At 29.7% G+C, this 25,879-nt stretch carries 25 protein-coding genes; all 25 read right to left on the bottom strand.

Annotated features, from left to right (window positions below):
• Positions 1-20 precede the first annotated feature (20 nt).
• The 25 genes from P161_RS0110055 to P161_RS0109930 all read right to left on the bottom strand — a co-directional run bounded on the left by P161_RS0110055 (position 21) and on the right by P161_RS0109930 (position 25,838).
• Positions 21-1,121: a glycosyltransferase gene (locus tag P161_RS0110055; RefSeq protein WP_026776869.1), complete on the bottom strand. Its 1,101-nt coding sequence runs from the start codon at positions 1,119-1,121 to the stop codon at positions 21-23.
• Entirely contained in the window at positions 1,118-2,335 is a 1,218-nt protein-coding gene (locus tag P161_RS0110050; RefSeq protein ID WP_026776868.1) for an O-antigen ligase, read from the bottom strand. Before P161_RS0110050 ends, P161_RS0110055 begins: the two co-directional genes overlap by 4 nt.
• Entirely contained in the window at positions 2,328-3,413 is a 1,086-nt protein-coding gene (locus P161_RS0110045; protein ID WP_026776867.1) for a glycosyltransferase, read from the bottom strand. The genes P161_RS0110050 and P161_RS0110045 overlap by 8 nt, the downstream gene beginning before the upstream one ends.
• A complete protein-coding gene (locus tag P161_RS0110040; RefSeq protein WP_026776866.1) occupies positions 3,403-4,452 on the bottom strand; it encodes a glycosyltransferase family 4 protein in 1,050 nt (349 codons plus the stop codon). The genes P161_RS0110045 and P161_RS0110040 overlap by 11 nt, the downstream gene beginning before the upstream one ends.
• On the bottom strand, positions 4,449-4,850 hold the full coding sequence (locus P161_RS0110035; RefSeq protein WP_051605821.1) for a DapH/DapD/GlmU-related protein: 402 nt from the start codon (positions 4,848-4,850) through the stop codon (positions 4,449-4,451). Before P161_RS0110035 ends, P161_RS0110040 begins: the two co-directional genes overlap by 4 nt.
• A 133-nt stretch (positions 4,851-4,983) precedes the next feature.
• On the bottom strand, positions 4,984-6,468 hold the full coding sequence (gene murJ / locus P161_RS0110030) for a murein biosynthesis integral membrane protein MurJ (protein WP_026776864.1): 1,485 nt from the start codon (positions 6,466-6,468) through the stop codon (positions 4,984-4,986).
• Positions 6,465-7,550, bottom strand: coding sequence for a polysaccharide pyruvyl transferase family protein (locus P161_RS0110025; RefSeq protein ID WP_026776863.1), 1,086 nt, complete (start codon positions 7,548-7,550; stop codon positions 6,465-6,467). The genes murJ and P161_RS0110025 overlap by 4 nt, the downstream gene beginning before the upstream one ends.
• 3 nt (positions 7,551-7,553) lie before the next feature.
• Positions 7,554-9,158 carry a hypothetical protein gene (locus tag P161_RS0110020; RefSeq protein WP_026776862.1) on the bottom strand — a complete coding sequence of 535 codons (1,605 nt, stop codon included), beginning with the start codon at positions 9,156-9,158 and terminating at the stop codon, positions 7,554-7,556.
• Positions 9,159-9,166: 8 nt separating this feature from the next.
• Positions 9,167-10,144 carry a hypothetical protein gene (locus P161_RS0110015; protein WP_026776861.1) on the bottom strand — a complete coding sequence of 326 codons (978 nt, stop codon included), beginning with the start codon at positions 10,142-10,144 and terminating at the stop codon, positions 9,167-9,169.
• A gap of 7 nt (positions 10,145-10,151) precedes the next feature.
• On the bottom strand, positions 10,152-10,619 hold the full coding sequence (locus tag P161_RS0110010; RefSeq protein WP_155810455.1) for a hypothetical protein: 468 nt from the start codon (positions 10,617-10,619) through the stop codon (positions 10,152-10,154).
• An 8-nt stretch (positions 10,620-10,627) separates the two neighbouring features.
• Positions 10,628-11,800 carry an N-acetylneuraminate synthase family protein gene (locus P161_RS0110005; RefSeq protein WP_026776859.1) on the bottom strand — a complete coding sequence of 391 codons (1,173 nt, stop codon included), beginning with the start codon at positions 11,798-11,800 and terminating at the stop codon, positions 10,628-10,630.
• Positions 11,790-12,650 (bottom strand): sugar nucleotide-binding protein, encoded by an 861-nt coding sequence (locus tag P161_RS0110000; protein ID WP_197026336.1) that lies wholly within the window; start codon positions 12,648-12,650, stop codon positions 11,790-11,792. Before P161_RS0110000 ends, P161_RS0110005 begins: the two co-directional genes overlap by 11 nt.
• A gap of 13 nt (positions 12,651-12,663) precedes the next feature.
• Positions 12,664-13,344, bottom strand: coding sequence for a hypothetical protein (locus P161_RS18355; RefSeq protein ID WP_051605714.1), 681 nt, complete (start codon positions 13,342-13,344; stop codon positions 12,664-12,666).
• A gap of 10 nt (positions 13,345-13,354) precedes the next feature.
• Positions 13,355-14,359 carry a UDP-N-acetylglucosamine 4,6-dehydratase (inverting) gene (pseB, locus tag P161_RS0109990; protein ID WP_036841877.1) on the bottom strand — a complete coding sequence of 335 codons (1,005 nt, stop codon included), beginning with the start codon at positions 14,357-14,359 and terminating at the stop codon, positions 13,355-13,357.
• A gap of 5 nt (positions 14,360-14,364) precedes the next feature.
• Positions 14,365-15,576: a UDP-N-acetyl-D-mannosamine dehydrogenase gene (gene wecC, locus P161_RS0109985; protein WP_026776856.1), complete on the bottom strand. Its 1,212-nt coding sequence runs from the start codon at positions 15,574-15,576 to the stop codon at positions 14,365-14,367.
• 1 nt (position 15,577) lies between these two features.
• Positions 15,578-16,696, bottom strand: a complete 1,119-nt coding sequence (gene wecB, locus P161_RS0109980) for a non-hydrolyzing UDP-N-acetylglucosamine 2-epimerase (protein ID WP_026776855.1) — start codon at positions 16,694-16,696, stop codon at positions 15,578-15,580.
• Between the two features lie 17 nt (positions 16,697-16,713).
• Positions 16,714-18,066 carry a nucleotide sugar dehydrogenase gene (locus tag P161_RS0109975; RefSeq protein ID WP_081817019.1) on the bottom strand — a complete coding sequence of 451 codons (1,353 nt, stop codon included), beginning with the start codon at positions 18,064-18,066 and terminating at the stop codon, positions 16,714-16,716.
• Positions 18,067-18,090: 24 nt separating this feature from the next.
• A complete protein-coding gene (locus P161_RS0109970; RefSeq protein WP_231494728.1) occupies positions 18,091-18,465 on the bottom strand; it encodes a four helix bundle protein in 375 nt (124 codons plus the stop codon).
• 85 nt (positions 18,466-18,550) lie between these two features.
• Positions 18,551-19,531 carry an SDR family oxidoreductase gene (locus P161_RS0109965; protein WP_026776852.1) on the bottom strand — a complete coding sequence of 327 codons (981 nt, stop codon included), beginning with the start codon at positions 19,529-19,531 and terminating at the stop codon, positions 18,551-18,553.
• Positions 19,532-19,646: 115 nt separating this feature from the next.
• Positions 19,647-21,491, bottom strand: coding sequence for a glutamine--fructose-6-phosphate transaminase (isomerizing) (gene glmS, locus P161_RS0109960; RefSeq protein WP_026776851.1), 1,845 nt, complete (start codon positions 21,489-21,491; stop codon positions 19,647-19,649).
• A gap of 121 nt (positions 21,492-21,612) precedes the next feature.
• Positions 21,613-21,795, bottom strand: coding sequence for a hypothetical protein (locus tag P161_RS18350; protein ID WP_231494727.1), 183 nt, complete (start codon positions 21,793-21,795; stop codon positions 21,613-21,615).
• A 12-nt stretch (positions 21,796-21,807) separates the two neighbouring features.
• Positions 21,808-22,743, bottom strand: coding sequence for a Gfo/Idh/MocA family protein (locus P161_RS0109950; RefSeq protein ID WP_026776850.1), 936 nt, complete (start codon positions 22,741-22,743; stop codon positions 21,808-21,810).
• A gap of 1,064 nt (positions 22,744-23,807) precedes the next feature.
• Positions 23,808-24,005 carry a hypothetical protein gene (locus P161_RS0109940; protein ID WP_026776848.1) on the bottom strand — a complete coding sequence of 66 codons (198 nt, stop codon included), beginning with the start codon at positions 24,003-24,005 and terminating at the stop codon, positions 23,808-23,810.
• 589 nt (positions 24,006-24,594) lie between these two features.
• Positions 24,595-25,431: an IS3 family transposase gene (locus tag P161_RS0109935; protein ID WP_026776847.1), complete on the bottom strand. Its 837-nt coding sequence runs from the start codon at positions 25,429-25,431 to the stop codon at positions 24,595-24,597.
• 8 nt (positions 25,432-25,439) lie between these two features.
• Positions 25,440-25,838 (bottom strand): transposase, encoded by a 399-nt coding sequence (locus P161_RS0109930; protein WP_026776846.1) that lies wholly within the window; start codon positions 25,836-25,838, stop codon positions 25,440-25,442.
• Positions 25,839-25,879 lie beyond the last annotated feature (41 nt).

Below are 25,879 nucleotides of genomic sequence, written 5' to 3'. Positions count from 1 at the left end.
ATATATAATTATTGCAGGGTTCATAGTCTCATTAATAATCTTTCATTATTATCATTTTTTCTAACTTCAATTAACTTTAAAAAACTTTGAGCTGCATTATTTGGATTCCATTCTTTATAAATAATCCCAGAGCTCTTCTTAAAATCTAAAACCTTATGTTTATTAATAAAAAAATAATCTATGTAATTTGTCATCTCCTTTAAATTATTATTATTAAAGACAAAACCATTAACGCCTTGTTTAACTAGACTTCTAGAAGAATATACCATATCAGAAGAAAGTATTGCAAGATTTTTTGACAAAGCCTCATTTACAACTGCACCCCATCCATCAAAAACTGAAGGAACAAATAAAATATCTGAATCACTATAATATTCTTCTAACTTTGAATTATCATTTATTAATCCTTTAAAAATAATATTTTTATTATTAATCATTTTTAATTCTCCCAGTAAATATTCTTTTAAATTACCGTTTCCAATTATTGTAAACGTCCATGAGTCATTTTTATAAATACTATTTAAATAATTTAAAGCATTGATTAAAACTGATACACCTTTTCTTTTTATCAACTGTCCAACAAAAATAAATTTTATTGTACTGCTATTAGTAACAATTTTCAAAGCCTTATTTTTAGGAAAATATCCAAAATTGTAATATTGACTTTTTTTAAACCCTAGAGAATAGTAATATTTTTTCACATCTTTACCACCAATGCATAAAAAATTTATGTTTTTAATGGTAACTCGTATATAAAAAGATATCAACTTTCTAAATAGGACATTTTTTTTTGAACTTATAGGGTTAAACGGTTCACTTAAAATATATAATTTCCCATCAAATTTAAGTAATGATCTCAAAAAAACTTTTTCAAATATCCCTAAAGTAACATAAATATTTGTATTTTTTAAATCTTTTAAAAATTGACTGTATAAGTTTTTATTTTTAAAAAGGTAATAAACATATTCATATTCATCAACTTTTGAAAAATATCCAGTTCTATAATGTTTAACACTTCTAATACAGTAAATTTTCAACTCTACATTAACATTAAAGAGCTCTTTTATCCAGCCTAAAACATGAGGGTTGGCATAAGGCAAAAGTACTACTATCTTTTTCATTGTCTTTTTTGAATTAAAGCAAAAATACTAAATGATAAAACAAATAATACTTGACCCGGTAAAAAATTTGATTCAACCCAATTAATTATCAAAACAGTTATTAATATAGGTAATAAAGTATATTGTTTGTTTTTAAAAAAATTAAAAAAGACTTGAAATAAATAAAATAAAAAAAATAAAAACCCAAGTGCACCAGATTCGACTAATATTTGTAAGTAACTGTTATGATAAGAAAGCTCTTCTAGCTCTCCAGAATAATATCTTGAAAGGTTCGACGAACTTGTATTATATCCATTTCCAATTATTGGAGAGTCTTTGTAAGATTTAATATAATATTCCCATACAAACTGTCGTTCATTATACGATGAATCTAAATTATCTTCATTTTCAAAAACCCTATTGATACGTTTATAGGTTAATGAATCTTCTATAGTGAAACCGAAAATATTAGAAGTTAACAAAAATGGCACTAATAAAAATGAAAGAGCTGCAATAATAAAAAAAGTTATTTTATTTGTTGTGTATAAATAAAATAATAAACTCAATAATGCTGCAACTAATGGCATTCTTCTACCCGACATTAATATTGCTGTAAAAAGCAACACCATAATTAACCATCTATAGAGCTTGTAATTTATAACTTTTGATTTAATAAATATATAAAATTCACATATAATATATATAACTAAAGGATAAGCATAGTAATTTTTTGAAGAAAAAAAAGAAGCTTCATTATTAACAAATAGATAAGGTATAGAAGGAATCACTAATATAATTGTAATAAAAGAACCATACTTCAATAATTTTATAAGATGAATATCTTTTTTTACCTCGTTTACAGTTAAATGCAGGATAAGCACAGAAAACAAAAGCCAAATCGAGTAGACTAATGAAGAAAAAAATTCTTCACTAATTATTAAATTGAAAAAATAAACTAATATCAAAAGGTATATAAAAAAATTCTCTTTAATTATTTTAGTTACTTTATTTTTCCATGCGTTTATTTGAAAAAAATATAAAAAAATTATAATCGGTAATATTACGCGTGAATTTCTTATAGCAGCAAATATAGGATTACTAGTAGGTACCCCATTCCATGTATAATAAAGCCAAGAATAATTACCAAAGTTTAACCAACAAATAATTAAAAAAATTAAAAATAAATTCTTTTGATTTTTGGAATATGTCTTATCTTTTAAAATTAAATCAATCATTAATAATTTCTATAAATTTTAGTTTTGTTGCATCAAATGAATAATTTTTTAAAACAGTTTGATGAGCTAGCTTAGCTTTTTTCTCTCTTTTACTAGAGGGTTGTTTGATTAAATAATTAATCGACTCCGAGATTTTTTCAGAAGTATAGCCTGTTGTAAAGTAACAATAAGAACTTTTATGTATTTTTTTTTGATATTCTGTAGGTAAAATTAGCGTTGGTGTTTGTAGGTATAAAGCCTCAATGTTTGCTTGTCCAAAAGCTTCTTTAAGACACGGAACCATAAAAAAATCTGAACCTACCATATATTTGCAAACATCTTCTTTCTTCAATTTACCTAAAAGATTGATATGAATATTTGTAAAATTTTTATATTGATCATTCAAACAGCTTGGCCCTATAACATTTAAATTAAATTTATACTCCAGTAGTGCTAATGATTTGCAGAGTAACATTAAACCACCAACAACGGGATCTGACTTTACAAATGTTACTGTAATATTTTTATTCGTATCAATTTCAAAATTAGATTTTAAAGTGTTGAAATCATTTAAATTAATACCCTTAAACAATGTGTTTATTTTATTAGGATTAATGTTGTATTTTTTAACTATTTTTTCTTTTATAATTTCTGAATTAGAAATTACTTTATAGGAGTTTTTAATGTTATATTTTTCAATTTGTTTAAAAATAAGTAATCTTATAGCTCTATAATTAAACTCAAACTTTGCATCTATACTTAAACTATCATTTACAAAAACAATATGTTTTTGTTTTTTTAACATAAAAATTGAGAGCCAAGGAAATATACTAGAATTCCATACAACAGTTGTAAAATTGTTTTTTCTTAAAACAATATAAAAGTCTAAAGCTGCCAGAATCATCGCTAATACCTTAAATGTTGAAGCAAATTTTAAGTTTACTTTTGTGAGTTGTTGGTCTGACTTGATTGCGTCAGGTGTAAAAAAATGCAAGCAAGAATTTGTTGTTTGATCTGAATATAAGTTCATAGCGAAATTAGCAGGACCATTTGATCTTGAAAACATTGTAGAAGTTATAAACGCATTCTTATTTATCATTTAAAAATTGTTTTTGAAAATCAGACCATTTGTATTTTTGTAAGCTTTCTTTATTTTTTTTTCCTATTTCTTTTAATTGATCTTTAGATATACTTATAACTTTTTTAATAGTAGTTGCCAAATCTTTATATAAATATTCTTTTTGATTTTTTAACCTTTCATTTAAAACTCCAATTCTAGGTGCAACAATCAGTTTAGAAAACCCCATGGCCATAATAACTGAACCTGAATTCTCAACATTACTAAAGGGTAATATTACAACATCAGAAGCATTATAATAAATTTGCAGGTCGTTTTCAGGAATAAAAACATTCTTAAGCATAATTTTTTTATTATCTAGCCGCTTTATTTTATTTTTTAAATCGTCTAAATAAACCTTATCTCTTGCTAAACCTGCAATAATCAACTTAGAGTTTTGAATGTCTAAATTATTAAATATTTCTATTAATTTGCCCAAACCTTTATAAGGTCTTATAAAACCTAAATATAAAAAAACTTTATCCTTTTTATTTAACTTAAAATAATTTCTTGCCTCGCCTGTTGATATTTTATTTGGATATATAGAAACATAATCACCCTCTGGTACAGTTCTAAATTTTTCTTGTTTAATATTAAATAATTTTGAAGCTTTTAATGCAGTTGAAGAAGAAAAAACTCTAATCCAATAACAATTTCTTGCAAAAAAAGATCTTACAAATTTATTCAATTTATAACTGCTTGTATTATGAGGCATAATATTATGCAATGTCCAAACAATTTTTGTTTTAGTACAATACCTGATAAACAAAACTTGAAAAATAAATAGAGGGAGTAGCAATATGGTCATCCATAATTGTCTTCTTACGTAGTAACTATGAATCCAATCGAAATGAATATAATTAGGTTTGTATTTTTTCCAAGTTTTAACAATACCAAAAAAACGATCATCAAAACCGTTAAAAGCATTTATTATATTAGATTCATTAAGCCCTTTAATCATTAAATATTGATAAGGATTCTGATTTCCTGCAACAGGTAAACAAGCTATTTTAGTAATCATTTAAACCAAGGTTTATAATCCAAATTATATTTTAAGTTACTTTTTCTTATCCCAATTTGTTTTGCTGGTATACCTCCAAAAATCGCCATTTCTGGCACATCCTTTGTCACAACACTATTACTGGCTATTACTGCACCTTTCCCTATTTTTACACCAGGAAGTATTGTACAACGTGAGGCAATCCAAACATAATCCTCTATAATAACATCTGAACCCGTATCAACATGATAATCATCGTGTACGTCATGTTCAAGAGTCCAAATATTGGTTTCTTGAGCAATATCTACATTGTTGCCAATACTTAATTTACCTCCTCTACCATCTAACAGCACATTTTTGTTTACAACACAATTATTTCCAATACTTATATTTTTAGAGTTTCTAAATTCTAAACCCATTAAGAAATTAGTTTTTTCTCCCACAGCTTTAAATTTAGTTTTTATAATGACGCTTCTAAAAAAATGGAATGGAATATACATTAGAAAAACTCTAATGAAATAATCAACAAAACCATAGAAGGCATTATATACTTCAATTAATATTTTTTTCATTTCTAAATATTTTATATGTTAAATATAATGGAAGAGAACAAAGGATTAAAGTTGCTAAGGTTAAAGTTAAAATTGTATAGATTTCTTGAAAACTAATTTTTGATTTTCCAATGAAAAAACGTAATAAGCAAGCAACTAAAATAAACAAAAACAAAACAAAAGTTTTTTTATTAAAAAAATTAAATTTTAAAGGTTTTTTGGTTGTTAGATATACTATGTAAGAAGCAACACCCATCAATAAAGCATTTATAGGTATAATATAGTATAAACCATTTACTTTAAAATATTTTATAAGAAAATAACTAAACAACGCTGACAATAACTGTGAGATAACCCAAAGAGAATAGAGTTTTTTTGCTTTATGATGTGAAACTGCCATTTTTCTATAAATACTGCCAATACTGCTAAAAACGATACCTAATGTATTAAATAATAAAAAGATATATGCTAAATTCAAATTCTCTTCGTCAAATTTATCACCACCCCAAATAAAGTCTAATATTTCATAACCAAGTAAAATTGTACCAATAATTAAAATACTATTGACATTTAAAATACTATGTATATTTTTTTTGAACTCAGAAGTTACGCTTTTTGATTTTTTTAATAAGTTTGAATATTGAGTAAAAAATATGGTAATAAATGGTTGAATAAATAATCCTTTTACTTTAACAGCTAAATTTTGTACGTATCTAAAAACTGCCAATGTACCTTCTGGTAAAAAAGACATACCAGCTGTAAGAACAATTGAATAAATTTGTGTAGAACCTACGTATAATATTGTACTTCCCATAGTTTTAAAAAAAGACAAATGATTAAATTCATCTATTTTAAAATCAAAAGAATATTTATAACCTATTTTATAAAGTTGATTAATATAAAAGAAAAACTCTATAATTTTACCTAAAAGCAATGAAATTACTAAAGCCCAAATTCCAAAAATTTCATATAATAATAGTAAACACAAAATATTTACAATTGTATTTGTAACACCCAATATTTCTGCCCTACCAAATTTTTTTTCTGCATTTAATACAGTTATAAAAAAAGAATTTACAATTTGAAAATAAAGATAGGGTAACAAGATTCTAAAAATAAGAGTTGCTTGTTCTTTATCCTCAGAGCTAAACCCAGGTACTAAAATATTAATAAAAATATCTGCAAATAAAAAAACACCTAAAATTATTAGAGTACCCCATATTAACATCCTATTGATTACTACATTTAACCCTTTAAATCCAAGACCTTTTGTTATAGAATTTAGTTTATGATATTCTGGTAAAAAAACTTCAGATAGTTGACCACTTTGTACAATTGAAGTTACTAAATATACTAAACTTTGAGCAGCGAAATATACCTCAATAATTCTTGATGCACCAAAGTAGCGAACTTGTAATACAGTATAAAAAACACCTAAAATACTAGTAACTAATTTTAGTGAGAAAAGTTTTAGTATGGTTTTCATTTAACATTTAACCATTTAATTATTTTAAAATTAACTTCATCTACTTTTTTATAATCTTTTATAAACTCTTCGTTATCATACTGGTTATCAGACCTCATAGCTTCTTTATATATTTTCAATTCAGATAAAGGATTGACAATAATAGGATTTCTATAAAACAATTTACTTGAGTGAACTAATTTTGGATGCACATCAATGGCTACTGTTTTTGTTTTTAGCATATTAGATATATAAACTGCATGCATCCTACTCGTAAACACTAATGATGCTGATGCAAAATGTGACATAAAATCACTAAGCTTCATTTCATCAGGATTCCAAACTCTAGTTTTAATTTTTAACCCCTCTAGTTCTTTAATTAAAAGTTCATTTTCTTCCTGTAGAAAAATCCATTCAACATTATATAGTTTTTTTTGTAGATAAACTGTTAATTCTTTTAATATATCTAAATGTTTTTCAAAATCTTTTTTATGTGGGTAAGTTCTTGGGCATATCAATATTTTATTATCAATTTTAATTGCTGTTTTTTTTAGCTTTAACAAGTCTTTATGTAATAATAAACTTAAATCATTTGCCAAAAAAACATTTTTTAACCTGAATTCTTTTGCATATTTTAATGACTCAGCATCTCTTACTCCAATTAAACTAAAATTCTTTAAAATATTTGCACTTATAGATTTAGTCTTTTTAGAATAATATGGACCAATGCCTAACCCAACTCCAGCAAATTCAGTACCAAAATATCTTGAAATATTAAATCTTAAGAAATTGCTAAATCTTCGTTTAAAAAAATTAACAAGACCTATATTTTTTTTATAATCAAAAAAAACACCTCCTCCTATATAATAAACTTTGTGATATTTTAAAAATTCAAAAATTGCTATTGATTTATTATATTTTATTATATTTAATTCAGAGTTAATTTTTGAAAGATAATTTGCTTCTATTTCTTTTGGTAATAAAACAAAAATTTCTTTATTTTCTAAATGTTCAAGGTTTTTTAAAGCTATTTCAAATAATAAGTCATCACCAAAATTTTTTCTCCCTATATAACCCCAAAGCAAAATCTTTTTCTTTTTCATTTGTTAACCGTTAAAAATTGGTTTTTTATTTAATATACTTTCTAAAATTTTGTTATAATTTTTATCAAGTAAATATAAGTTTAAGTCTGTGTGTCTAAATCCTTTTATATCCGTAGAAACCTCTTCAAAGAAAAAGTTAAAAGGAACTTGATATCTTATAAATAACAGGTAAGCATATTTTATGGCTTCTTTTTTGTTTTTTTCTAAATCATAATTATCTATGTTAAAACTATTTAAAGTTTTAAAGTAGTCTTCTTTAGAGTTCACATCAATAGTAAAACCCTTAGACCTATAATGCGTCTTAGAAACTACTATACAGGGCTTATTGACTAAAGGCATTTCCATACCTGCCGTAGTTGTGTGAACAATACCCAAGTTGCTGATATCATAAATACTCCAGCTATTAACTTTCTCTTGTGGTTTAATAACTCTTATGTTTTTATTAAGCTCAACTCTTTTTACAATGATATCATAAAAAGGCATATTAGTACCTATAACAACCTCTGCTGGGTGTATTTTTACAATTAATTGTTTTTCTGGATGTTTGTTAAACCATTCTATTGTTTCTATCACCCATTCTACAGGATTGTTAAATGCTATTTCTCTTTGTGCACTAGCTGCATCCCATAAAACATTAGTAAAAAGCGTATAAATTGGTTTATCATCTTCTAAACCTAAAAATTTTATAGTCTCTTTTTTATTTGTTTGTTTACCAAAATTATAGACAAAAACATCATCTTTATGAGATATTCTAGATTCTAAATATGCATTTATTTCTTTTAACTCTTTTTCTGTTAAATCATTGTTTTTAACTTTTTCCCATTCATCAGAAACATCCCAAGAATCACCTGTTTTATTCCAATTGAATACTTGAGAGTGTCTCTTTTTACCTCTTCCATGAACAAGTATTGGTAAATCATATTCATTCAGGACATTAAAAAGTGGTCCCCAAGTACTATAGATTCCATGACTCATTATAACTATATCTGGTTTTATTTCAGCAATTTCTTCTGCTAAAAAATGTGTTATGGAGATTGATTTTTTTATTAATTCTGTTTTTTCTTTATAATTAGGTAAAGTTTCGTCTATCACCCCTACTTTATATTGTTTTAATAGTGTTGCTTCCAAAATACTATCATACTTATTCAAATATGTAATATCTTTTTTAGATTCTAGAAAACTAGAGATCTTTACAAAATTAAGTTTCATTCTTTCCAAAAACCTTGATGCAAAGATAAAATCTCTTTCAGCTAAGTAATCCCAATTTTCTTCATTATTAATTTTTTTTAATTCATGTATTGGTAATGAATTATCATCAATTACAAAAACTACATTATGCCCTTTACTTTTTAATCCAAGAGCGATTAAAGATTCTACATACAGATGAAACTTGCTTCCTGAAAGCATTAAAAGAACATATATATTTTTGGGGTTATTATTTTTATTAATAGTTATTTTTGATAATTTGGTTGATTGGTCTAGTAAAACACTATTTGTTAAAAAAGACAATTTTCCTAAATATTCATAAGAAAAACCAAAAAAAGTTAATCCTCTAATAATATTAGGTAAAAAATAAATTTTAATACGATCTTTAAATTTTAATTTCATCTATACTTTTATAAATATATTATTTCTTTTATTCTATTAGTGGAATTTCCATCCAATGATTCGGTTTGTTTTCTAATTTGTTGTAGATGCAATGAGGTATTTTCGTAAAATTCTAAAAAGGAATTCGTTGTAATTTCTACATCTTTTTTTGTTTCGATATAGCCAACTCCGTTCGCTAATTCTTGTTTTAATAATCCTTTGTTAATTAATTTTTGATTATCCACAAAATAACATGTAAAAATTGGTTTTCTTATGGCCATTGCTTCAAAACTCAAAACACTTGATGGAATTAATAACACTTTAGCGATTGACATGTAGTGAATCATTTCCTTTTCATTTAGGTTGGAAAGTATGGTTACATTTTTTGAATTGTTTTTTTGTTCTACTAATGCAGCTGCATTTGTTACCCAATAAATTGGATCTTTAAAATTACGTTGCACTAATTCTTCTACAAATTTTTCTCCTAGTTTAAAGGTATCAGCTCCACCAAAACATATAAAAACTCCATTTCCTGATTCGTTTTTTGCTGTTTTTTTGGCTGATTCTAAAAAGCTTTGTCTAAGTAATGCATAATCTAAACCTAAATATAAAGCTGCTTTTGTGTCCTTAAATTGTGTTTTTTCTAAACCTGGTGTTTGGTTGAAAATTACATCTACATTTTCAGCTGCATATGGTATGTCATTTGTTTCAATAAATTCTCCAACAAGTTTATGTATTTCTTTTTTCCATTCTTCACTAAAATGATAACCATCTATCCAAAAGATGTCTTCTTTTTTAAGAATATCAAGTAAATCAGTATCGTTATCAATTAGAAAATAAGCATAGTTTTTTATTAATTTTGAAGCAAAATCTTCTTCACTACGTGAAAAAACGAATGAAATGTCAAAGCTGTTTTTTAGCATATCTGCAATAGCGAGACATCTTGACAAATGACCTCTACCAATAGTTTGGCTAACTTCTGCTCTAAAAATTAATTTTCTTGTCATTTTTAAATTATTTAGGAAGATAGCCTGTAAAATTAGCTATTTTCCAATTTCCTTCCACTTTACGTAAGATAAATAAACTTATCCAGTTTAGTTTTATGGGTTCTTCATTTGCAACTTCAAATACTCCATTAAACACTTTGTGGACTAGTGCTATGTTTGCTTCTATTTCTATTTTGCTCAATTTGGTTGTTGCATATAAAACGTCTAACGGATTGCTTACAAAGGTTTTTTTATTAAACTCTTTGCTTTGGTTAATCCAATCGTTTTTATAGGCTTCTAACGAATCATAGGTTAAACACCAATCTAATTTGTTTGCTGATAATTTGCCATCAATACCAAAAAAACCTTCTTTTATAAAATCGTTATGAATCATTTCCCAATCCATTTTACAAAATGCTTCAAAATCATTTCGAATTAGGATTTCCCAAATGTAATATTCATCTGAATTTAATATGTAAGGGTTTTTATAAATCATAACAGCATTTAATTAATATCTACAGCTTTAATATAATCTCCTTCAACAATGGCTCTCGTTAATTTTTTTCCTATTATTTCTTGCATTTTATAAGGAGGCAAAGCATCAACTGGACAAGGTCTTAGAACTACTAAGTCTTCTTCTCTTATTGTATCGCCAACTGCTAAGTTTTTGCTTGTTCGAATGGCTCTACGTTGCACTATAACTGTATTTTTTTCATTGTCTTCTACTTTCTTAATTCCGTTACCAATGGATAGGTTTAAGAATTCAGTATTGTCAACATTTTGGCTCGTTATTTTTAATCTTTCTTCAAATGAATTAACTCCCTTTAATTTAGCCTTTAGTTGTTCTGTTTCTTCAACCATTTTTAACCATTCTTTTGGCATCATTGAAAAAGGATGATCTTGTCCTTCCAACGAGCTGTCAAAAGTTAAATGTTTTTCAACAACACTACAATTGTATAACCCAACTGCTGCTAAAACACTTAAACTTCCATGGGTATGATCGGACAAGCCTAATGGCAATTGTGGCCAAAGTTCACTGTAAGCTTTTAAAACACTAAGGTTTAAATTTGAAAAACGCTCGCGTGTTACACTACTATCTTCACCATGTCTGGCTGTATAATTCGTATTGCATTGCATTAAAATTATATCCTGAGTTTTAGAAAGGGCAACTTCTACTGAATTTTTAATTTCTTCTAAAGTACTTGCTCCAGTTGCAATTAACAAAGGCTTCTCTAAGGAAGCCATAAGTTTAATGATTTCATGCCAAGTAATATCACCTGAACCCAACTTAAATGCTGAAACATGTGGTTCTACTAGTTTAACCAGTTCCATAGAATAAGGAGATGTAAAATAATCCATTCCTAATTTCTCTGTTAATTCTTTAAGCTCTAGAGTCCATTCGAAAGGAATTGAAGCAGCTTTATAAGAATCAAAAACGGATGTTTTCCATTTACTTTGGTGCGTATTTACATTAGTTAGGTTTTTAAAACCATAATCGGAAACTATGGTTTGTGCCGAAAAATTTTGCATTTTTATAGCGTCAACCCTTGATTCTGCACTAGCATAAATTAATTCTTTTGCCTTACCTAAATCACCACCGTGATTTGAGGCAATATCTGCAATAAAATATACAGGATGATTGATACCTATATTGTGATTACCTATTTTAAAACTCATTTTTTTTGTATTTTTGAAACTCTTTAATTTCTAAGAGTTTATTTAAAGTATCTTGCTCTGAAACACTGAATTCATCTCCAAATAATTGGATAATTTTTTCCGGGATGCAATTAAGATTAACTTTTCTATTGATATTGCTTGCTTTAATAAGGTCGTTAGAATATCCAAAAATATTTGCTTGTTTTCTTAAAAAATCTATTTCGTCAGAAGAGTCAGTAGTTCCAAAATGAATAATTCCTTCAACTTTTTGTTGAATTATCTTTACTACACCAGAAATCATTTTATCTGCAATCATTCTATTTTGAAATACTCCTGTATCTACTGTAATAGTTTCGTTATTTTTAAGTTTGCTTAAAAGATTTTCATTCCTGGTAAATTTGTGATTACAAAAACCTTGTAATGAAGAAAATCGTAAAATTGTCCACATAATATTGGATTCATACAATAATTTTTCACACTTTGTCTTAAAAATACCATATTCGCTAACCCCATTAGCCAAAATTGATTCTGTTAGATCTATATTTGAGTAGCCATCCAAAGCTAAAGCAGATGAAGCATATATGTAATGAGCATTTACTGATGCTGAATATTTGATTACGTCTTGATGAATTTGATAACCGTTTTGATCTTCACCCCTTAGAAAATTAACGATTACTTCTGGTTGAAAATCCTTGACGATTTTTCTGTAACTTTCAAAACTTGAGGCTTTATAAAGTTTAATATCAAAATCAAAGTCTAGTTTATTTTTATACACTGTTGATGCCAATGTAATAGAATCAATAGAATTATTTAGTTGATTAAGCAATAAACTTCCTAACCAAGAAGTCGACCCTAATACTAGCACTCTCATCCCCATATAATTTTTAGTTTGATAAAAATTTATATAATTTATTAAAATCTATAGACTTATCTAAATCAATGAAATTTTTTATATTCATAAACCTACTATAATCTTCTTGGCTGTCGATAGTAAGAAGTTTGTCTTTTTTTGAATTTATATTATATTTTTCAGGATTTAAGGCTTGAACCTTAAACTTTTCACTTTCCTTTCTGAAATAGATTGTAACGTGTTCTTTATCTTCACTTTCTAATTTTTCAACGTTCTGTAAACTTAGTAGTGATTTCACCTTTATAAATTCATAGACAGTATGTGATAAGCTTTTTATAAAGGTATAATCATTATTATTCTCTATATGTATTTTATAGATTTGTTCTGATACAATATGATTGTTAATTGGATTGTCTGCAGTAACTCTTACAATCGTATCATTATCATCATACTTTTTCGCAATTTCAATAAACCTGCTTAAAACATCTTCTGAGTCTCCTCTGTAACATTTTATTTTTTTTTGAATACACAGATTTTCAATGGCATCGTCTTGTTCTAAATTAGTGGTAGCAATGACAACATCATTTATAAATTTATTTCTTTTAACAGAATGAACTACAGTTTCTAACAGCGTATATTCTGAGATTTTCATTAATGACTTACCTTTTAGCCTAGTACTCCCCATTCTTGCTTGAATAATTGCTATTGCTTTCATATAAAACAAGTTAATCAATAATTACATGAGTTTTGATTAACTCTTTTAATGTATCGACGGTTTCCCATTCTGTATTTTCACCAGAATTGTAAGAAAATCCATTCTTAACAAGCTTAGCTCCAAAATGCTCTTTGTATGCGTCTAATTTCCATCTATGAGTTGCTGGTAATATTGTATAATATTTGCCTAAATCATATGTATAAAATGAATCTGATGAAGTAATCATTTCTTCATGTATTTTTTCCCCTGGTCTTATTCCAATAATTTCTTGTTTGCACTCTGGTGCTATTGCTTCAGCAACATCAGTAATTTTATATGATGGAATTTTTGGTATAAATATTTCTCCTCCCCAAGCGTGCTCTAATGCATGCATAACCATTTCTACACCACCTTCTAAAGAAATATTAAATCTTGTCATATTTGGATTTGTAATTGGTAATACTCCATTCTTTTTCATTTTCATAAAAAATGGTATTACTGATCCATTTGATCCCATAACATTACCATATCTAACAACAGAAAATTTAATTGGATTGTTTCCTCTTATGTTATTAGCAGCAACAAATAATTTATCCGAAGTTAATTTAGTGGCACCATATAAATTAATAGGAGCACAAGCTTTATCAGTAGATAAAGCAACGATTCTTTCAACTTTTGTTTCTAAACAAGCATCTACAACATTTTGCGCACCTCCCACATTAGTTTTAATACATTCATCAGGATTATATTCTGCAATATGAACATGTTTCATAGCAGCTGCATGAATGACATAATCAACCCCAGAAAAAGCCCTAACAAGCCTTTCTTTATCTCTTACATCACCTATAAAGTATCTTATTTGAGGGTACACTTTGCTAGAAAATTCTTGCCCCATTTGAAATTGCTTTTGTTCATCTCTAGAGAAAATAACTAATCTCCTAACATCAGGGTAGGTTGTTAAAATATGCTTTGTTAAAGCTTTACCTAAAGAACCTGTTCCTCCAGTTATAAGAATTGATTTATCTTTTAAGTTCATTTTTTTTATTTTTTTATTCCACAAAAATCTAAAACTATTTTATCACTGTTAATTTTAGCTTCCTTAAATTCTTTATGTGCTACTAAAAATACAATAATATCAGCTCTTTTAATTGCATCTATATAATTGGTTAATTTATAAACGTTATGCTCTTGAATGTTAGGCTCTACAATAAAATACTCTCCATTATTGTCATTCTGTAAAACTTTTTGCGCTATATATTTTGCTGGAGATTCTCTTAAATCGTCAATATTTGGTTTAAAAGCTAAACCCATCAAAGCTGTTTTTGGTTTCCTTCCATACTCAAGTTCAAACTTTAATTTTTCAGTTTGTATTTTTTCTGCACACCAAAACGATTTGTAATTATTGACCTCTCTTGCAGTTCCTATAATTTTAGACTCCATAGGGTAGTCAGAAACTATAAAATAAGGATCTACAGCAATGCAATGACCTCCAACACCACAACCAGGTTGCAATATATTTACTCTTGGATGTTTGTTTGCTAAGTTGATCAACTCCCAAACATCTATGTCTGCTTTGTCACAAATTAAAGACAATTCATTAGCGAATGCAATTTGTACATCTCGTGATGAATTTTCAGTTAATTTACACATTTCTGCTGTTCTTGCATTAGTGGCGTGCAATTCTCCTTTTACAAATAGTTTATAGAAACTTAACGCTTTCTTAGTTGATTTTTCATCAACCCCACCAATTACACGATCATTATACACCAATTCATGCATTACATTCCCTGGCAAAACTCTTTCTGGACAATAAGCAATATTCAATTTGTCTTTTAATTCAGGCCTTTCAGTATAAATAAAGTTCATCATTTTTTCTGTAGTCCCGATTGGAGAAGTAGATTCTATAATATACAAATCATCTTCTTTTAAAAATGGGATGATATTTTTAGTAGCTGCTTCTACATAAGAAATATCAGGCTCGTGATTTCCTTTAAATGGCGTTGGAACTACAATTAAATACGTATTCGCTTCTACTGGTTCTGTATCTGCTCTTAAGAATCCTTTTTTTACTGACTCTTCGACTGCAATATCCAAACTTGGCTCAACTATATGGATTTTTCCTTTGTTTATGGTATCCACAACATGTTGATTCACATCAACGCCATGCACTTGAATACCATTTTGTGCAATTAATGCCGATGTAGGCAATCCGATATAACCCAATCCTATGGTAACAACTTCTACTTTTTTCATATTATATGTTTGCAATAAATTCAATGATTCGTTCACACGCTTTTCCATCTCCATAAGGATTATGTAAAGAACTCATTGAATCATATTTTTTTGAATCATCTAATAATTCTTGTGTTTCTTTTATGATTTTGTTGGTATTTGTTCCTACTAAAATAACAGTTCCAACTTCCACAGCTTCAGGTCTCTCAGTAGTATCTCTCATAACCAAAACTGGTTTTCCTAGACTTGGTGCTTCTTCTTGAACCCCTCCACTATCTGTAATAATCAAATAAGATTGATTCATTAACCATACAAATGTAGGGTAGGAAAGCGGTTTTACTAGATGAATATTTTGGACATCTTTTAATAAATTGTTAACTGGTTTCAAAACGTTTGGATTCAAATGCACTGGATACACTATCTCCACATCTAAATTTTTAACTGCTATTTGTTTTAGTGCTGCACAAATATTTATAAAACCTTGCCCATGATTTTCTCTTCTATGTCCAGTAATCAGTATAATTCTTTTATTAAAATCAACGATTTCTTTTAATTCGACAACATCTTTGTTTTTAAGATTTGTTACTCTATGAGAACTCTCTAACAAAGCATCAATCACAGTATTCCCGGTAACTAAAATACTCTTTTCTGAAATATTTTCTATTAATAAATTTTCTTTAGATTTTATTGTCGGTGCAAAATGATAGGTTGCAACTCTTCCTGCAACTTGTCTATTCATTTCTTCTGGAAATGGAGACAACATATTATTTGTTCTTAAACCTGCTTCAACATGGCAAACTTTTGCTCCAGCATAAAAACCAGCAATACTCGCTGCCATTGTTGTTGTAGTATCTCCATGGACATACACAAAATTCGGTTGATATTCTTCAAGAATTGGTTTTAAACCTGAAATAACCTCTCCTGTTAAATTAAATAAATTTTGATTGGGTTTCATTAAATTCAAATCAAAATCAGGTATAATATTAAAAAAGTCCAACACTTGATCTAACATTTCTCTATGCTGACCAGTTACACAAACTTTGGTTTCAAAACGTTTGTCTGCCAAAAACTGGTTCACCAAAGGTGCCATTTTAATAGCCTCTGGTCTCGTGCCAAATATGATTAAGTTTTTCTTTTTCATAATTAGTAGCTTAAAACTTAAAGTGTTTTATTCTTAACACCAATAGGCAATATATTCTTTACATCATACACAATCGATTTTTCATTTTTAATCTGCGAAAAATCAATACTTAAAAATTGAGTATGTGAAACCGTTAACACAATAGCATCGTATTTTTGATTAGGTAACATTTTCGTAGAATTTAACCCATACTCATACATAACCTCATTTTCATTTGCCCAAGGATCATAGATTGTCACATTGGTGCCGTATTCTTTTAAAGCCGCAATTACATCGACAGCTTTGGTATTTCTTACATCCGGACAATTTTCCTTAAAAGTAATCCCCAACACTAAAATTTTTGCATTTTTGATTCGTATATCTTTTGCAATCATCAATTTAATCACTTCCGAAGCAACATATTGTCCCATACTATCATTCAATCTTCTACCTGCTAAAATAATTTCTGGATGGTAGCCATATTCTTGTGCCTTTTGTGCTAAATAATAAGGATCTACCCCAATACAATGCCCACCAACCAAACCAGGTTTAAAAGGTAAAAAGTTCCATTTACTTCCTGCTGCTGCTAATACATCATGGGTATTGATATCCATTAAATTAAATATCTTTGCCAATTCATTCACAAAAGCAATATTAATATCTCGTTGTGAATTTTCGATTACTTTAGCAGCTTCTGCCACTTTAATCGTCGGTGCCAAATGCGTACCTGCAATAATTACAGATTTGTATAATTTGTCTACTTTTAACCCAATTTCTGGTGTAGAACCCGAAGTAACTTTTAATATTTTTTCTACGGTATGCTCTTTATCTCCAGGGTTAATTCTTTCTGGAGAATAGCCTGCAAAAAAGTCTTTGTTAAAAACTAAATTAGAAACTCTTTCCAAGACAGGAATACATTCTTCCTCAGTTGCCCCTGGATATACTGTAGATTCATAAATAACGATATCATCCTTTTTTAAGACCTTACCCACAGTTTCACTCGCTTTTACTAACGGCGTTAAAACTGGTCTGTTATTTTTATCCACAGGTGTTGGTACTGTAATAATATAATAGTTGCAGTCTTTGATATCTTCTATGGAAGTAGAGCAAAGTAATCCGTTTTTATCTGTTAAAGTATCAACCAAAACAGCTTGTAAAATTTCATCAGACACTTCTAATGTTGAATCAGTCCCTGACATTAATTCGGCAACCCTTTTTTCATTGATATCAAAACCAATGACTGGATATTTTGTTGCAAATAATCTTGCTAGTGGCAAACCAACGTAGCCCAATCCAATTACTGCAATACGGGTTTTGGTGTTTGGGGTTTGGTGATCTGGGTTTGGTGATGTGTGAGTAGTCACGTCTTTATTTTTTAAATTCTTTTCCATTTTTTATTGGTAGTTTGTGGTCTGTTATAATTTATTTTTTAAGCTTTTAATCAAACCGAATAATTGTTTTCTAACCAATAATGTCTTTTCATTAAAATCTTTTTGCACTTCCATAAAACTTAATCTGACGGCAATTTCCATCTGTGTATCTAATTCTCCTAAAGAACCCAATGAAATATACAAAAACTGAATGTATTCTTTAGTACTTTGTCTCATAAATCCTTCAGCTATATTAGAGGGTATAGAAACTGCACATCTTCTTACTTGCGATGTCAATCCATATTTTTCTTCTTTTGGAAAAATAGCAGTAAATTTATAAACATCTTCAACCAAATCCATCCCATTTTGCCAAACATTTAAATCTCTATAACTTAAGATCATCAGTTCCTTTTTTTTCATTTCTCATAATTAATCACTACTCATCACGCACCACCACTCACAAAACCCTCTTCACACACCTCCATTCACAAACCACTATTCACCATTAAAGATTCCCCCAATACCAATCCACAGCTTCTTTTAATCCATCTTCTAAAGAAAACTGCGGATTATAATTCAGTAATTTTTTAGCCTTGTCAACACTTGCGTGTGAATGCGGGATATCTCCAACCCTGTTTTCTCCATGAATAACAGTAACCTCTTTAATTTTAGAATTGTATTCTGATAAATATTCCTTTAAATAACTCATTAAATCATTTAAAGTATTACGATCTCCATAAGCAACATTATACACTGTATTTACAGCCTTTTTACCTGCAACTAAACTCAATAAGTTGGCTTGTATTACATTATCAATATACGTAAAATCTCTTGAGTAGTTTCCATCACCATTAATGATTGGCGATTCTAAATTCATTAACTGACTTACGAATTTCGGAATTACGGCTGCATAAGCACCATTTGGATCTTGTTTTCTTCCAAACACATTAAAATAACGGAGACCAATGGTTTCCAGTCCATAGGTTTTAGAAAAAACATCTGCATACAATTCATTTACATATTTGGTAACCGCATAAGGAGATAAAGGTTTTCCAATCACCTCTTCTACTTTTGGCAATGCTTCAGAGTCCCCATAGGTAGAAGAACTTGCTGCGAAAACAAAGCGTTTTACATTATTGTCTCTACAAGCCACTAGCATGTTTAAAAAACCACCGACATTGACATCATTAGAAGTGATAGGGTCTTTAATTGATCTTGGTACGGAACCTAAAGCGGCTTGATGCAATACATACTCAACACCTTTTGTTGCTAATAAACAATCCTCCAAATTTCTGATATCTCCCTCTATAAAAGTAAAGTTTTTATGTGCCAATAAAGGAGTGATGTTTTCTCTTTTCCCAGTAGCAAAATTATCAAGACAAACAACTAAGTTATTTTGTTTTAATAATTCTTCACATAGGTTAGAACCGATAAAACCGGCTCCTCCAGTAACTAAAATCTTTTTGCTTGTAATTTTCGTTTCCAATATGATGTTTTTTTTTAATAAAAAGCAATTTTCAAAATAAGCAATTTGAATTGACAAATATAATATTTTGAGGTGGTACTTTGCTTATAAACTTATATTTTTTCAATTTTAATGCTTACTCCACTGTTACCGATTTTGCCAAATTCCTTGGCTGATCTACATTTTTCCCTAACAATACTGCCATATGGTAAGACAGGAGTTGCAGTGGTATAGTTGTTAGTAAGGGTGTTAACCACTCTAAGGTTTCGGGTATTTCAATCACATGATCTGCGATCTCTTTCACCACCACATCCCCTTTTGTAACAATGGCGATGATTTTTCCTTTTCGAGATTTGATTTCTTGGATATTGCTCACAGTCTTGTCGTAATAACCTTTGTTAATAGCAATGACAATAACAGGCATATTTTCGTCTATAAGGGCAATAGGACCGTGTTTCATTTCTGCTGCTGGATAGCCCTCAGCATGAATATAAGAAATTTCTTTCAATTTCAATGCTCCTTCCAAAGCTACTGGAAAATTGACACCCCGCCCTAAAAACAAACAGTTGGTGACATGTGCATAGGCTTTTGCAATTTCTTTGATGGATTCACTTACTAGCAACACCTCTGCCACTTTTTTAGGAATTTGTTCTAATTCGTTTACCAACTCATTGAATTCCGTTTTTGTTAAACTTCCTTTTTCTTTTGCCAAATGCAAAGCAACAAGCGTGAGAACGGTAATTTGTGTGGTGAATGCCTTCGTAGAAGCCACTCCTATTTCTGGACCTGCATGCGTATAAGCTCCTGCATGAGTTTCGCGAGCAATGGTAGAACCCACTACATTGCACACCCCATATACCAATGCCCCTTTTTCTTTAGCCAATTTGATGGCTGCTAAGGTATCGGCTGTTTCTCCAGATTGCGAAATGGCAATGACCACATCTTTGGGAGTGATGATAGGATTTCGGTATTTGAACTCCGATGCATATTCAACCTCTACAGGCATGCGTGTCAACTCTTCGATGATGTATTCTGCTACTAAGCCAGCGTGCCAAGAAGTACCACAAGCCACAATGATAATGCGTTTTGCCTCTAAAAATTTAGACAGGTTGTTTTGTACGCCTTCCATTTTAATCATCTCGAGTGCTGGTAACAAACGTCCTCGAAAGGCATTCGTAATAGCATTGGGCTGTTCAAAAATTTCTTTGAGCATAAAATGTTCGTAACCCCCTTTTTCGATTTGCTCTAGACTCAACTCCAATTCGTGGATGTCGTATTCCGAAACTGCATCGTCTTTGATCCAACGAAGCCTGGGCACTTCTCCTTTGATTAAAATCGCCATTTGATGATCTTCTAAATAAATGGCTTGGTTGGTGTATTCAATGAATGGAGAGGCGTCACTTGCTACAAAAAACTCATTGTTCCCAATACCAATAGCCAAAGGACTTCCTAGTTTGGCCGCTACCATCTCATTTTGACGTTTTTTATCTATTACGGCAATGGCAAATGCCCCAACAACTTGGGTCAATGCAATTTGAACTGCTTTGCCCAATTTACACTGATGTGTTTTTTGAACATCTTCAATAAGATTTACCAACACTTCACTATCGGTATCCGATATAAAATGATAGCCTTTAGAAAGTAATACTTTTTTGATGGACTCGTAGTTTTCAATGATTCCATTATGTATCAATGCCAAGTCACCAGAATTGGAATAATGCGGATGTGCATTGGCGTCTGAGGGTATACCATGTGTCGCCCAACGCGTATGTCCTAATCCTATCGTTTGCTTTGTAGTGGCAAAATTGTTCAATTGTGTCAGGTCTTTTACCTTACCCTGTGTTTTAAACAATTGAAAATTGGCATTATCGTACAACACGAGGCCTGCACTGTCATAGCCCCTGTATTCTAAGCGTTGTAATCCTTTTAAAATGATGGGAGCAGCTTGCTGCGTTCCTAAGTATCCTACTATTCCACACATATTTCTTTTCTAGCTTTTGGTAATTTAATTAATCAATTACTTGTTTTTTTTTATTTACTATTTCAATTAAAGTCTAAATAGCTTTATCAACTGCTTTTATATTTTGTAAAATAAACAAACGTTAATTTTCATTTTGGAATTCTTTAGCCCCTTTTAAAGCTCTTTGAAAATCGCTATTAACCATTATGAAAAGTTTATCAGCAAGCGCCTTAGCATTGTTAAAGTATTCTAAATACTCTTTATGAATAGGATTGAAATATCCTAAAATGGTGATCGCCTTTTTTTTCTTGCTTTTTTTTTGCAAATATAGAGCTTGTTACCTAATTACAAAAGGGTGTTTTTCACCTTTTTGGATTATTGCGTTATTTCTAATCTTTTGCGCTATTTTTATGGATTCCATAGCATCTTCCAATCCAAAACCTTTTCCTTTTAAGATTTGTTGATAACTTTGGGTGTGTAATTCTGTAAAACCTGAACTAAATTCGAGTTCTTCATTATTAATGATAATGGAGCGAAAAGTTCTCTGTCCAGTTGCTTTAATATGTGCTGGCAAAGAATCGTCATCAATCGATAAAAACCAACGGACACGTGCTTTTTCAAACTCTAAATAGCCAGCCGATTTATCTTTTTCTCTGAGATGCACCACATTTTCTTGCACCGCTCCAAACAACCAAGCCAACATATCAAAAAAATGGATACCAATATTGGTGGCGATACCCCCGGATTTGCTTTCATCTCCTTTCCATGAAATATCGTACCATTTGCCTCTTGAAGTGATGTAAGTTAAATCAACATCATATTTTGTATCATTATTTTCAGCTTCTATTTTTTTCTTTAAAGCAATGATACTTGGGTGCAGTCTTAATTGCAAAATCGTGTGTATTTTTTTACCCGATTCTTTTTCTATATCCATGAGTGCATCCACATTCCAAGGATTCAATACCAAAGGTTTTTCGCAAATAGCATCTGCGCCACTTCGTAAGGCCATTCTGATATGAGCATCGTGTAAATAGTTGGGAGTACAAATACTTACATAATCTAATAACGTTCCGTTTCTTCGTAACTTTTCGATATGACGATCAAAACGTTCAAATTCAACAAAAAAGTTAGCATTTGGAAAATAACTATCCATAATACCCACACTATCAAATTTATCTAGAGCACATAATAGATTGTTATTGGTGTCTTTAATAGCTTTTAAATGTCTTGGGGCAATGTAGCCTGCAGCGCCTATGATTGCAAAGTTTTTCATGTTTTTATTCGTTGTTCGTTGTTGGTTGTTCGCTGTTCGCTGGGTGTTAATCAAAAACATAGTTCTTTATAGCGACCTTTGAAATGCCATTCATTTATATTAGCGAATTTACAAAAAATGATCTTTGTGGCGTGTAAGAATTCAAATTTTAAAACAATACGTCTTTGCTGAAGGAGTCAACTAATTTCCTTTTTACTTTTTTCCATTGATGAAAAAAGTAACAAAAAAATCTAGACTTATTTTAATTTTCTTGAATTCTACATTGTCTTCCATTCACGCACCCAGACCACTGCGTTCTTTGGGCGCTTACCATTCCATACAATTTGAATTGCTACGAAAATTAAAAGTATGTCGGTATTAGATTCTAAGTATACTAAAACAGATTAAACGTCATTTGGAAAAAGGTACGAGTGAAACAATCTTATAGTTTTAAATACCAAACGTCATTGCGAAAGAGGTACGATTGAAGCAATCTTTTAGTTTAGAATACCTAACAATAAGATTGCTTAGTGCCTCGCAATAACAAAGGAGACCAAACGTCATTGCGAAGGAGGAACGACTGAAGCAATCTTATAGTTTAGAAAACCAAAAGATGAGATTGCTTAGTGCCTCGCAATAACAAAGGAGACCAAACGTCATTGCGAAAGAGGTACGATTGAAGCAATCTTATAGTTTAGAATACCTAATAAATTCAAAAATAACGATTTCCCTTCGTCATTTCTGAATAATAAGGACACATACAAGGTCGTGATCAAGGTCATAGTCAAAGTCATTTCGCCCAAGCGAGAAACGAAAAACGAACAACGATGAACAAACAACGATTGACAAACAACCTAACTCCGCTCCTTCAAATAAAAATACCGCTTCCAAAAAGACTCCTCATTTTCTGCAGCTGGATCATAATAACAGATCAAATCACGAAAGGTTAAAAAACGAACAGGACGCTCATAAAACTCCAGGATTACTTTATACTCTTTACGAGCAGTTTCATAACAAACCTCACGATACAAGGCAATATCCCAAGGGGATATCTGATCGAAAACATGAGGTTTCTTTCGCATGTCTTATTGTTCAAAGGTTTGCAATACCTCAACAGGCAACTGATAATAAGAAGCTACTTCCTCCAAACTCAACAACCCATGAGCCTCCTTTTGATAATGATCGCGCATGCGTTGATAATACTTTTTAGCCGTTTTAATATGACAGCCTAAAAACAAAGCCAACTCACGCTCAAAAACTACGGTACTCTTAAATACTCTCATAATTACATAGATATAGTACAAAACTAGCCACTTTCTATGCAAACTAAAAAAAAGCAAAAAGGAGTTTTATCGAAAATCAGCCTAGTTCTCCGAAAAACACAGTACTTTACTCCGCTACTTTTCTTAGTGCTGATTATCAACATATTACAACAACTTGTTTTACATTTTAAATATTGAATTTTGAATTTAAGATGGATTCCACAATGTCAGTTCGTGTGATTTTTGATAAAAAATTGTATCGAGAACTAGGTTAGTAACTAAAATTCTTCTTCTCGTTACAAATTTCAGGCATTTCAATCGTTAAATTCATTCAAATTGACAGCATTTCATCAAAATGCACAACAGGTTATACCAATATTTTAAAACAAAAAAATAGGGTTGATGCATAAGCAAGATTGCCTTCAGGGTATTTCACACAATTAAAAATGCAAACACTGTATGCAATTACTATCCTTAAGAATAAGTATCCTTATCTATCAAACCCCACAACAAACTCCTATCTTCAAACACCCAACGCAACACTCACCACTGCCAACTGCCACTGCTTACTGCCCACTGAATGAACATCCCTGATTAGAGTTGACCGTTTTTAGTTATTTATTTCGTTGTTAAAAATAGTAATATTTGGTTTATTATTATTTGATAAAGTTGCCCAATATTTTTCAAATTCTACAGGATTCATATTAGGTAAATGTTTATGAGTTCTAGTGTTATTGTAATTTTCCACTGCCTTTTTTACATTATTTTTTAATTGATTAAATGTTTTAGGGTTCCAGTAGCTTAAATATTCTTCTTTTATAGTTCTATTGATTCTTTCTGCATACGCATTATCTAAGCCACTATAACACATACTTATCTTGGTTTGATTCAATTTTAAAAGGTCTAAATATTTGCCATAAGTATATTGACTTCCTCTATCTGAATGATGGATTATAGGAGCCTGATTATCTTTCAAAGCCATTTTTAAAGCAGTTAAATTAGCTTCTGCTCTCATATTATCTGACACTTTATAACCTACAATTTTTTTTGTGTAAACATCTATTATAAATACTGCATAATAATGTTTACCATTTAAAGGTAAGTAAGTAATATCTGATTGCCATACATTACTAGGTTTGTCAATTTTTAATCCTTTTATTAAATTTGGATAAAACTTTTTACCAGCAATAGTGGTTCTTTTATAATTCTTAACCTTTTTAATTCTGTAACCTAAACTCATCATAGTATTTACAAATCGATCACGTCCTATAAATTCAGGATTTAATATAGTGTACATTTTTTCTACTCCACAACCAGGATGATCTAAACGCAAATCATCAGCTTCTAAAATCAATTGAGATAATTGATGATCAAATATAGCTTGTCTTTTTTCATATTGATAAACAGCTTGTTTGCTAATATCAATAACTTTATAAAGTTGATTCATGCTATAATTTATTTTTGATTTGTTTTTGCGAAACCAGCAGATTGTAGAGTATTGGAATTTTTTTTAATATCCACATTTAATTCATCACTTGCAATTTCTATAGTCTTCTCTAAATAATCTATAGCAATTTGTTTACGCCCCACAATTCCTTCAAGTTCTTTAACACGAGCTTCTAGTTTTTTCAATTTTTCAGAACTACTATCTTTCTTCTCAACCACTCTTGATCCTTTTTCGTTAAAGGTAGAGAATTTATGAATCCATTTGTAAATAGTTACATCAGAAATACTATGTAATTTTTTCAATTGTAAAACACTAAACCTTCCAGATTCAAAATCTTTTACAATTTCTCGCTTAAATTCTTCTGAATAAATTCTACTTTTCTTTAATTGTTTTAAATTTGCTTTCATTAGTTTGCACTTTGGTTAAAGTGGTCAACCTATATCAGGGA

This window comes from Polaribacter sp. Hel_I_88, from assembly GCF_000687935.1.
Lineage (GTDB): Bacteria > Bacteroidota > Bacteroidia > Flavobacteriales > Flavobacteriaceae > Polaribacter.
Note: the sequence above shows the minus strand (reverse complement) of the source record. Positions and strands in the feature narration are given on the sequence as shown.

What these genes read in the sequence shown, in the direction of transcription:
- P161_RS0110055 (WP_026776869.1), bottom strand. Translation starts at nt 1,121, where the DNA reads ATGAAAAAGATAGTAGTACTTTTGCCTTATGCCAACCCTCATGTTTTA.
- P161_RS0110050 (WP_026776868.1), bottom strand. Translation starts at nt 2,335, where the DNA reads ATGATTGATTTAATTTTAAAAGATAAGACATATTCCAAAAATCAAAAG.
- P161_RS0110045 (WP_026776867.1), bottom strand. Translation starts at nt 3,413, where the DNA reads ATGATAAATAAGAATGCGTTTATAACTTCTACAATGTTTTCAAGATCA.
- P161_RS0110040 (WP_026776866.1), bottom strand. Translation starts at nt 4,452, where the DNA reads ATGATTACTAAAATAGCTTGTTTACCTGTTGCAGGAAATCAGAATCCT.
- P161_RS0110035 (WP_051605821.1), bottom strand. Translation starts at nt 4,850, where the DNA reads ATGGGTTTAGAATTTAGAAACTCTAAAAATATAAGTATTGGAAATAAT.
- murJ (WP_026776864.1), bottom strand. Translation starts at nt 6,468, where the DNA reads ATGAAAACCATACTAAAACTTTTCTCACTAAAATTAGTTACTAGTATT.
- P161_RS0110025 (WP_026776863.1), bottom strand. Translation starts at nt 7,550, where the DNA reads ATGAAAAAGAAAAAGATTTTGCTTTGGGGTTATATAGGGAGAAAAAAT.
- P161_RS0110020 (WP_026776862.1), bottom strand. Translation starts at nt 9,158, where the DNA reads ATGAAATTAAAATTTAAAGATCGTATTAAAATTTATTTTTTACCTAAT.
- P161_RS0110015 (WP_026776861.1), bottom strand. Translation starts at nt 10,144, where the DNA reads ATGACAAGAAAATTAATTTTTAGAGCAGAAGTTAGCCAAACTATTGGT.
- P161_RS0110010 (WP_155810455.1), bottom strand. Translation starts at nt 10,619, where the DNA reads ATGATTTATAAAAACCCTTACATATTAAATTCAGATGAATATTACATT.
- P161_RS0110005 (WP_026776859.1), bottom strand. Translation starts at nt 11,800, where the DNA reads ATGAGTTTTAAAATAGGTAATCACAATATAGGTATCAATCATCCTGTA.
- P161_RS0110000 (WP_197026336.1), bottom strand. Translation starts at nt 12,650, where the DNA reads ATGAGAGTGCTAGTATTAGGGTCGACTTCTTGGTTAGGAAGTTTATTG.
- P161_RS18355 (WP_051605714.1), bottom strand. Translation starts at nt 13,344, where the DNA reads ATGAAAGCAATAGCAATTATTCAAGCAAGAATGGGGAGTACTAGGCTA.
- pseB (WP_036841877.1), bottom strand. Translation starts at nt 14,359, where the DNA reads ATGAACTTAAAAGATAAATCAATTCTTATAACTGGAGGAACAGGTTCT.
- wecC (WP_026776856.1), bottom strand. Translation starts at nt 15,576, where the DNA reads ATGAAAAAAGTAGAAGTTGTTACCATAGGATTGGGTTATATCGGATTG.
- wecB (WP_026776855.1), bottom strand. Translation starts at nt 16,696, where the DNA reads ATGAAAAAGAAAAACTTAATCATATTTGGCACGAGACCAGAGGCTATT.
- P161_RS0109975 (WP_081817019.1), bottom strand. Translation starts at nt 18,066, where the DNA reads ATGGAAAAGAATTTAAAAAATAAAGACGTGACTACTCACACATCACCA.
- P161_RS0109970 (WP_231494728.1), bottom strand. Translation starts at nt 18,465, where the DNA reads ATGAAAAAAAAGGAACTGATGATCTTAAGTTATAGAGATTTAAATGTT.
- glmS (WP_026776851.1), bottom strand. Translation starts at nt 21,491, where the DNA reads ATGTGTGGAATAGTAGGATACTTAGGAACGCAGCAAGCTGCTCCCATC.
- P161_RS0109950 (WP_026776850.1), bottom strand. Translation starts at nt 22,743, where the DNA reads ATGAAAAACTTTGCAATCATAGGCGCTGCAGGCTACATTGCCCCAAGA.
- P161_RS0109940 (WP_026776848.1), bottom strand. Translation starts at nt 24,005, where the DNA reads ATGAGAGTATTTAAGAGTACCGTAGTTTTTGAGCGTGAGTTGGCTTTG.
- P161_RS0109935 (WP_026776847.1), bottom strand. Translation starts at nt 25,431, where the DNA reads ATGAATCAACTTTATAAAGTTATTGATATTAGCAAACAAGCTGTTTAT.
- P161_RS0109930 (WP_026776846.1), bottom strand. Translation starts at nt 25,838, where the DNA reads ATGAAAGCAAATTTAAAACAATTAAAGAAAAGTAGAATTTATTCAGAA.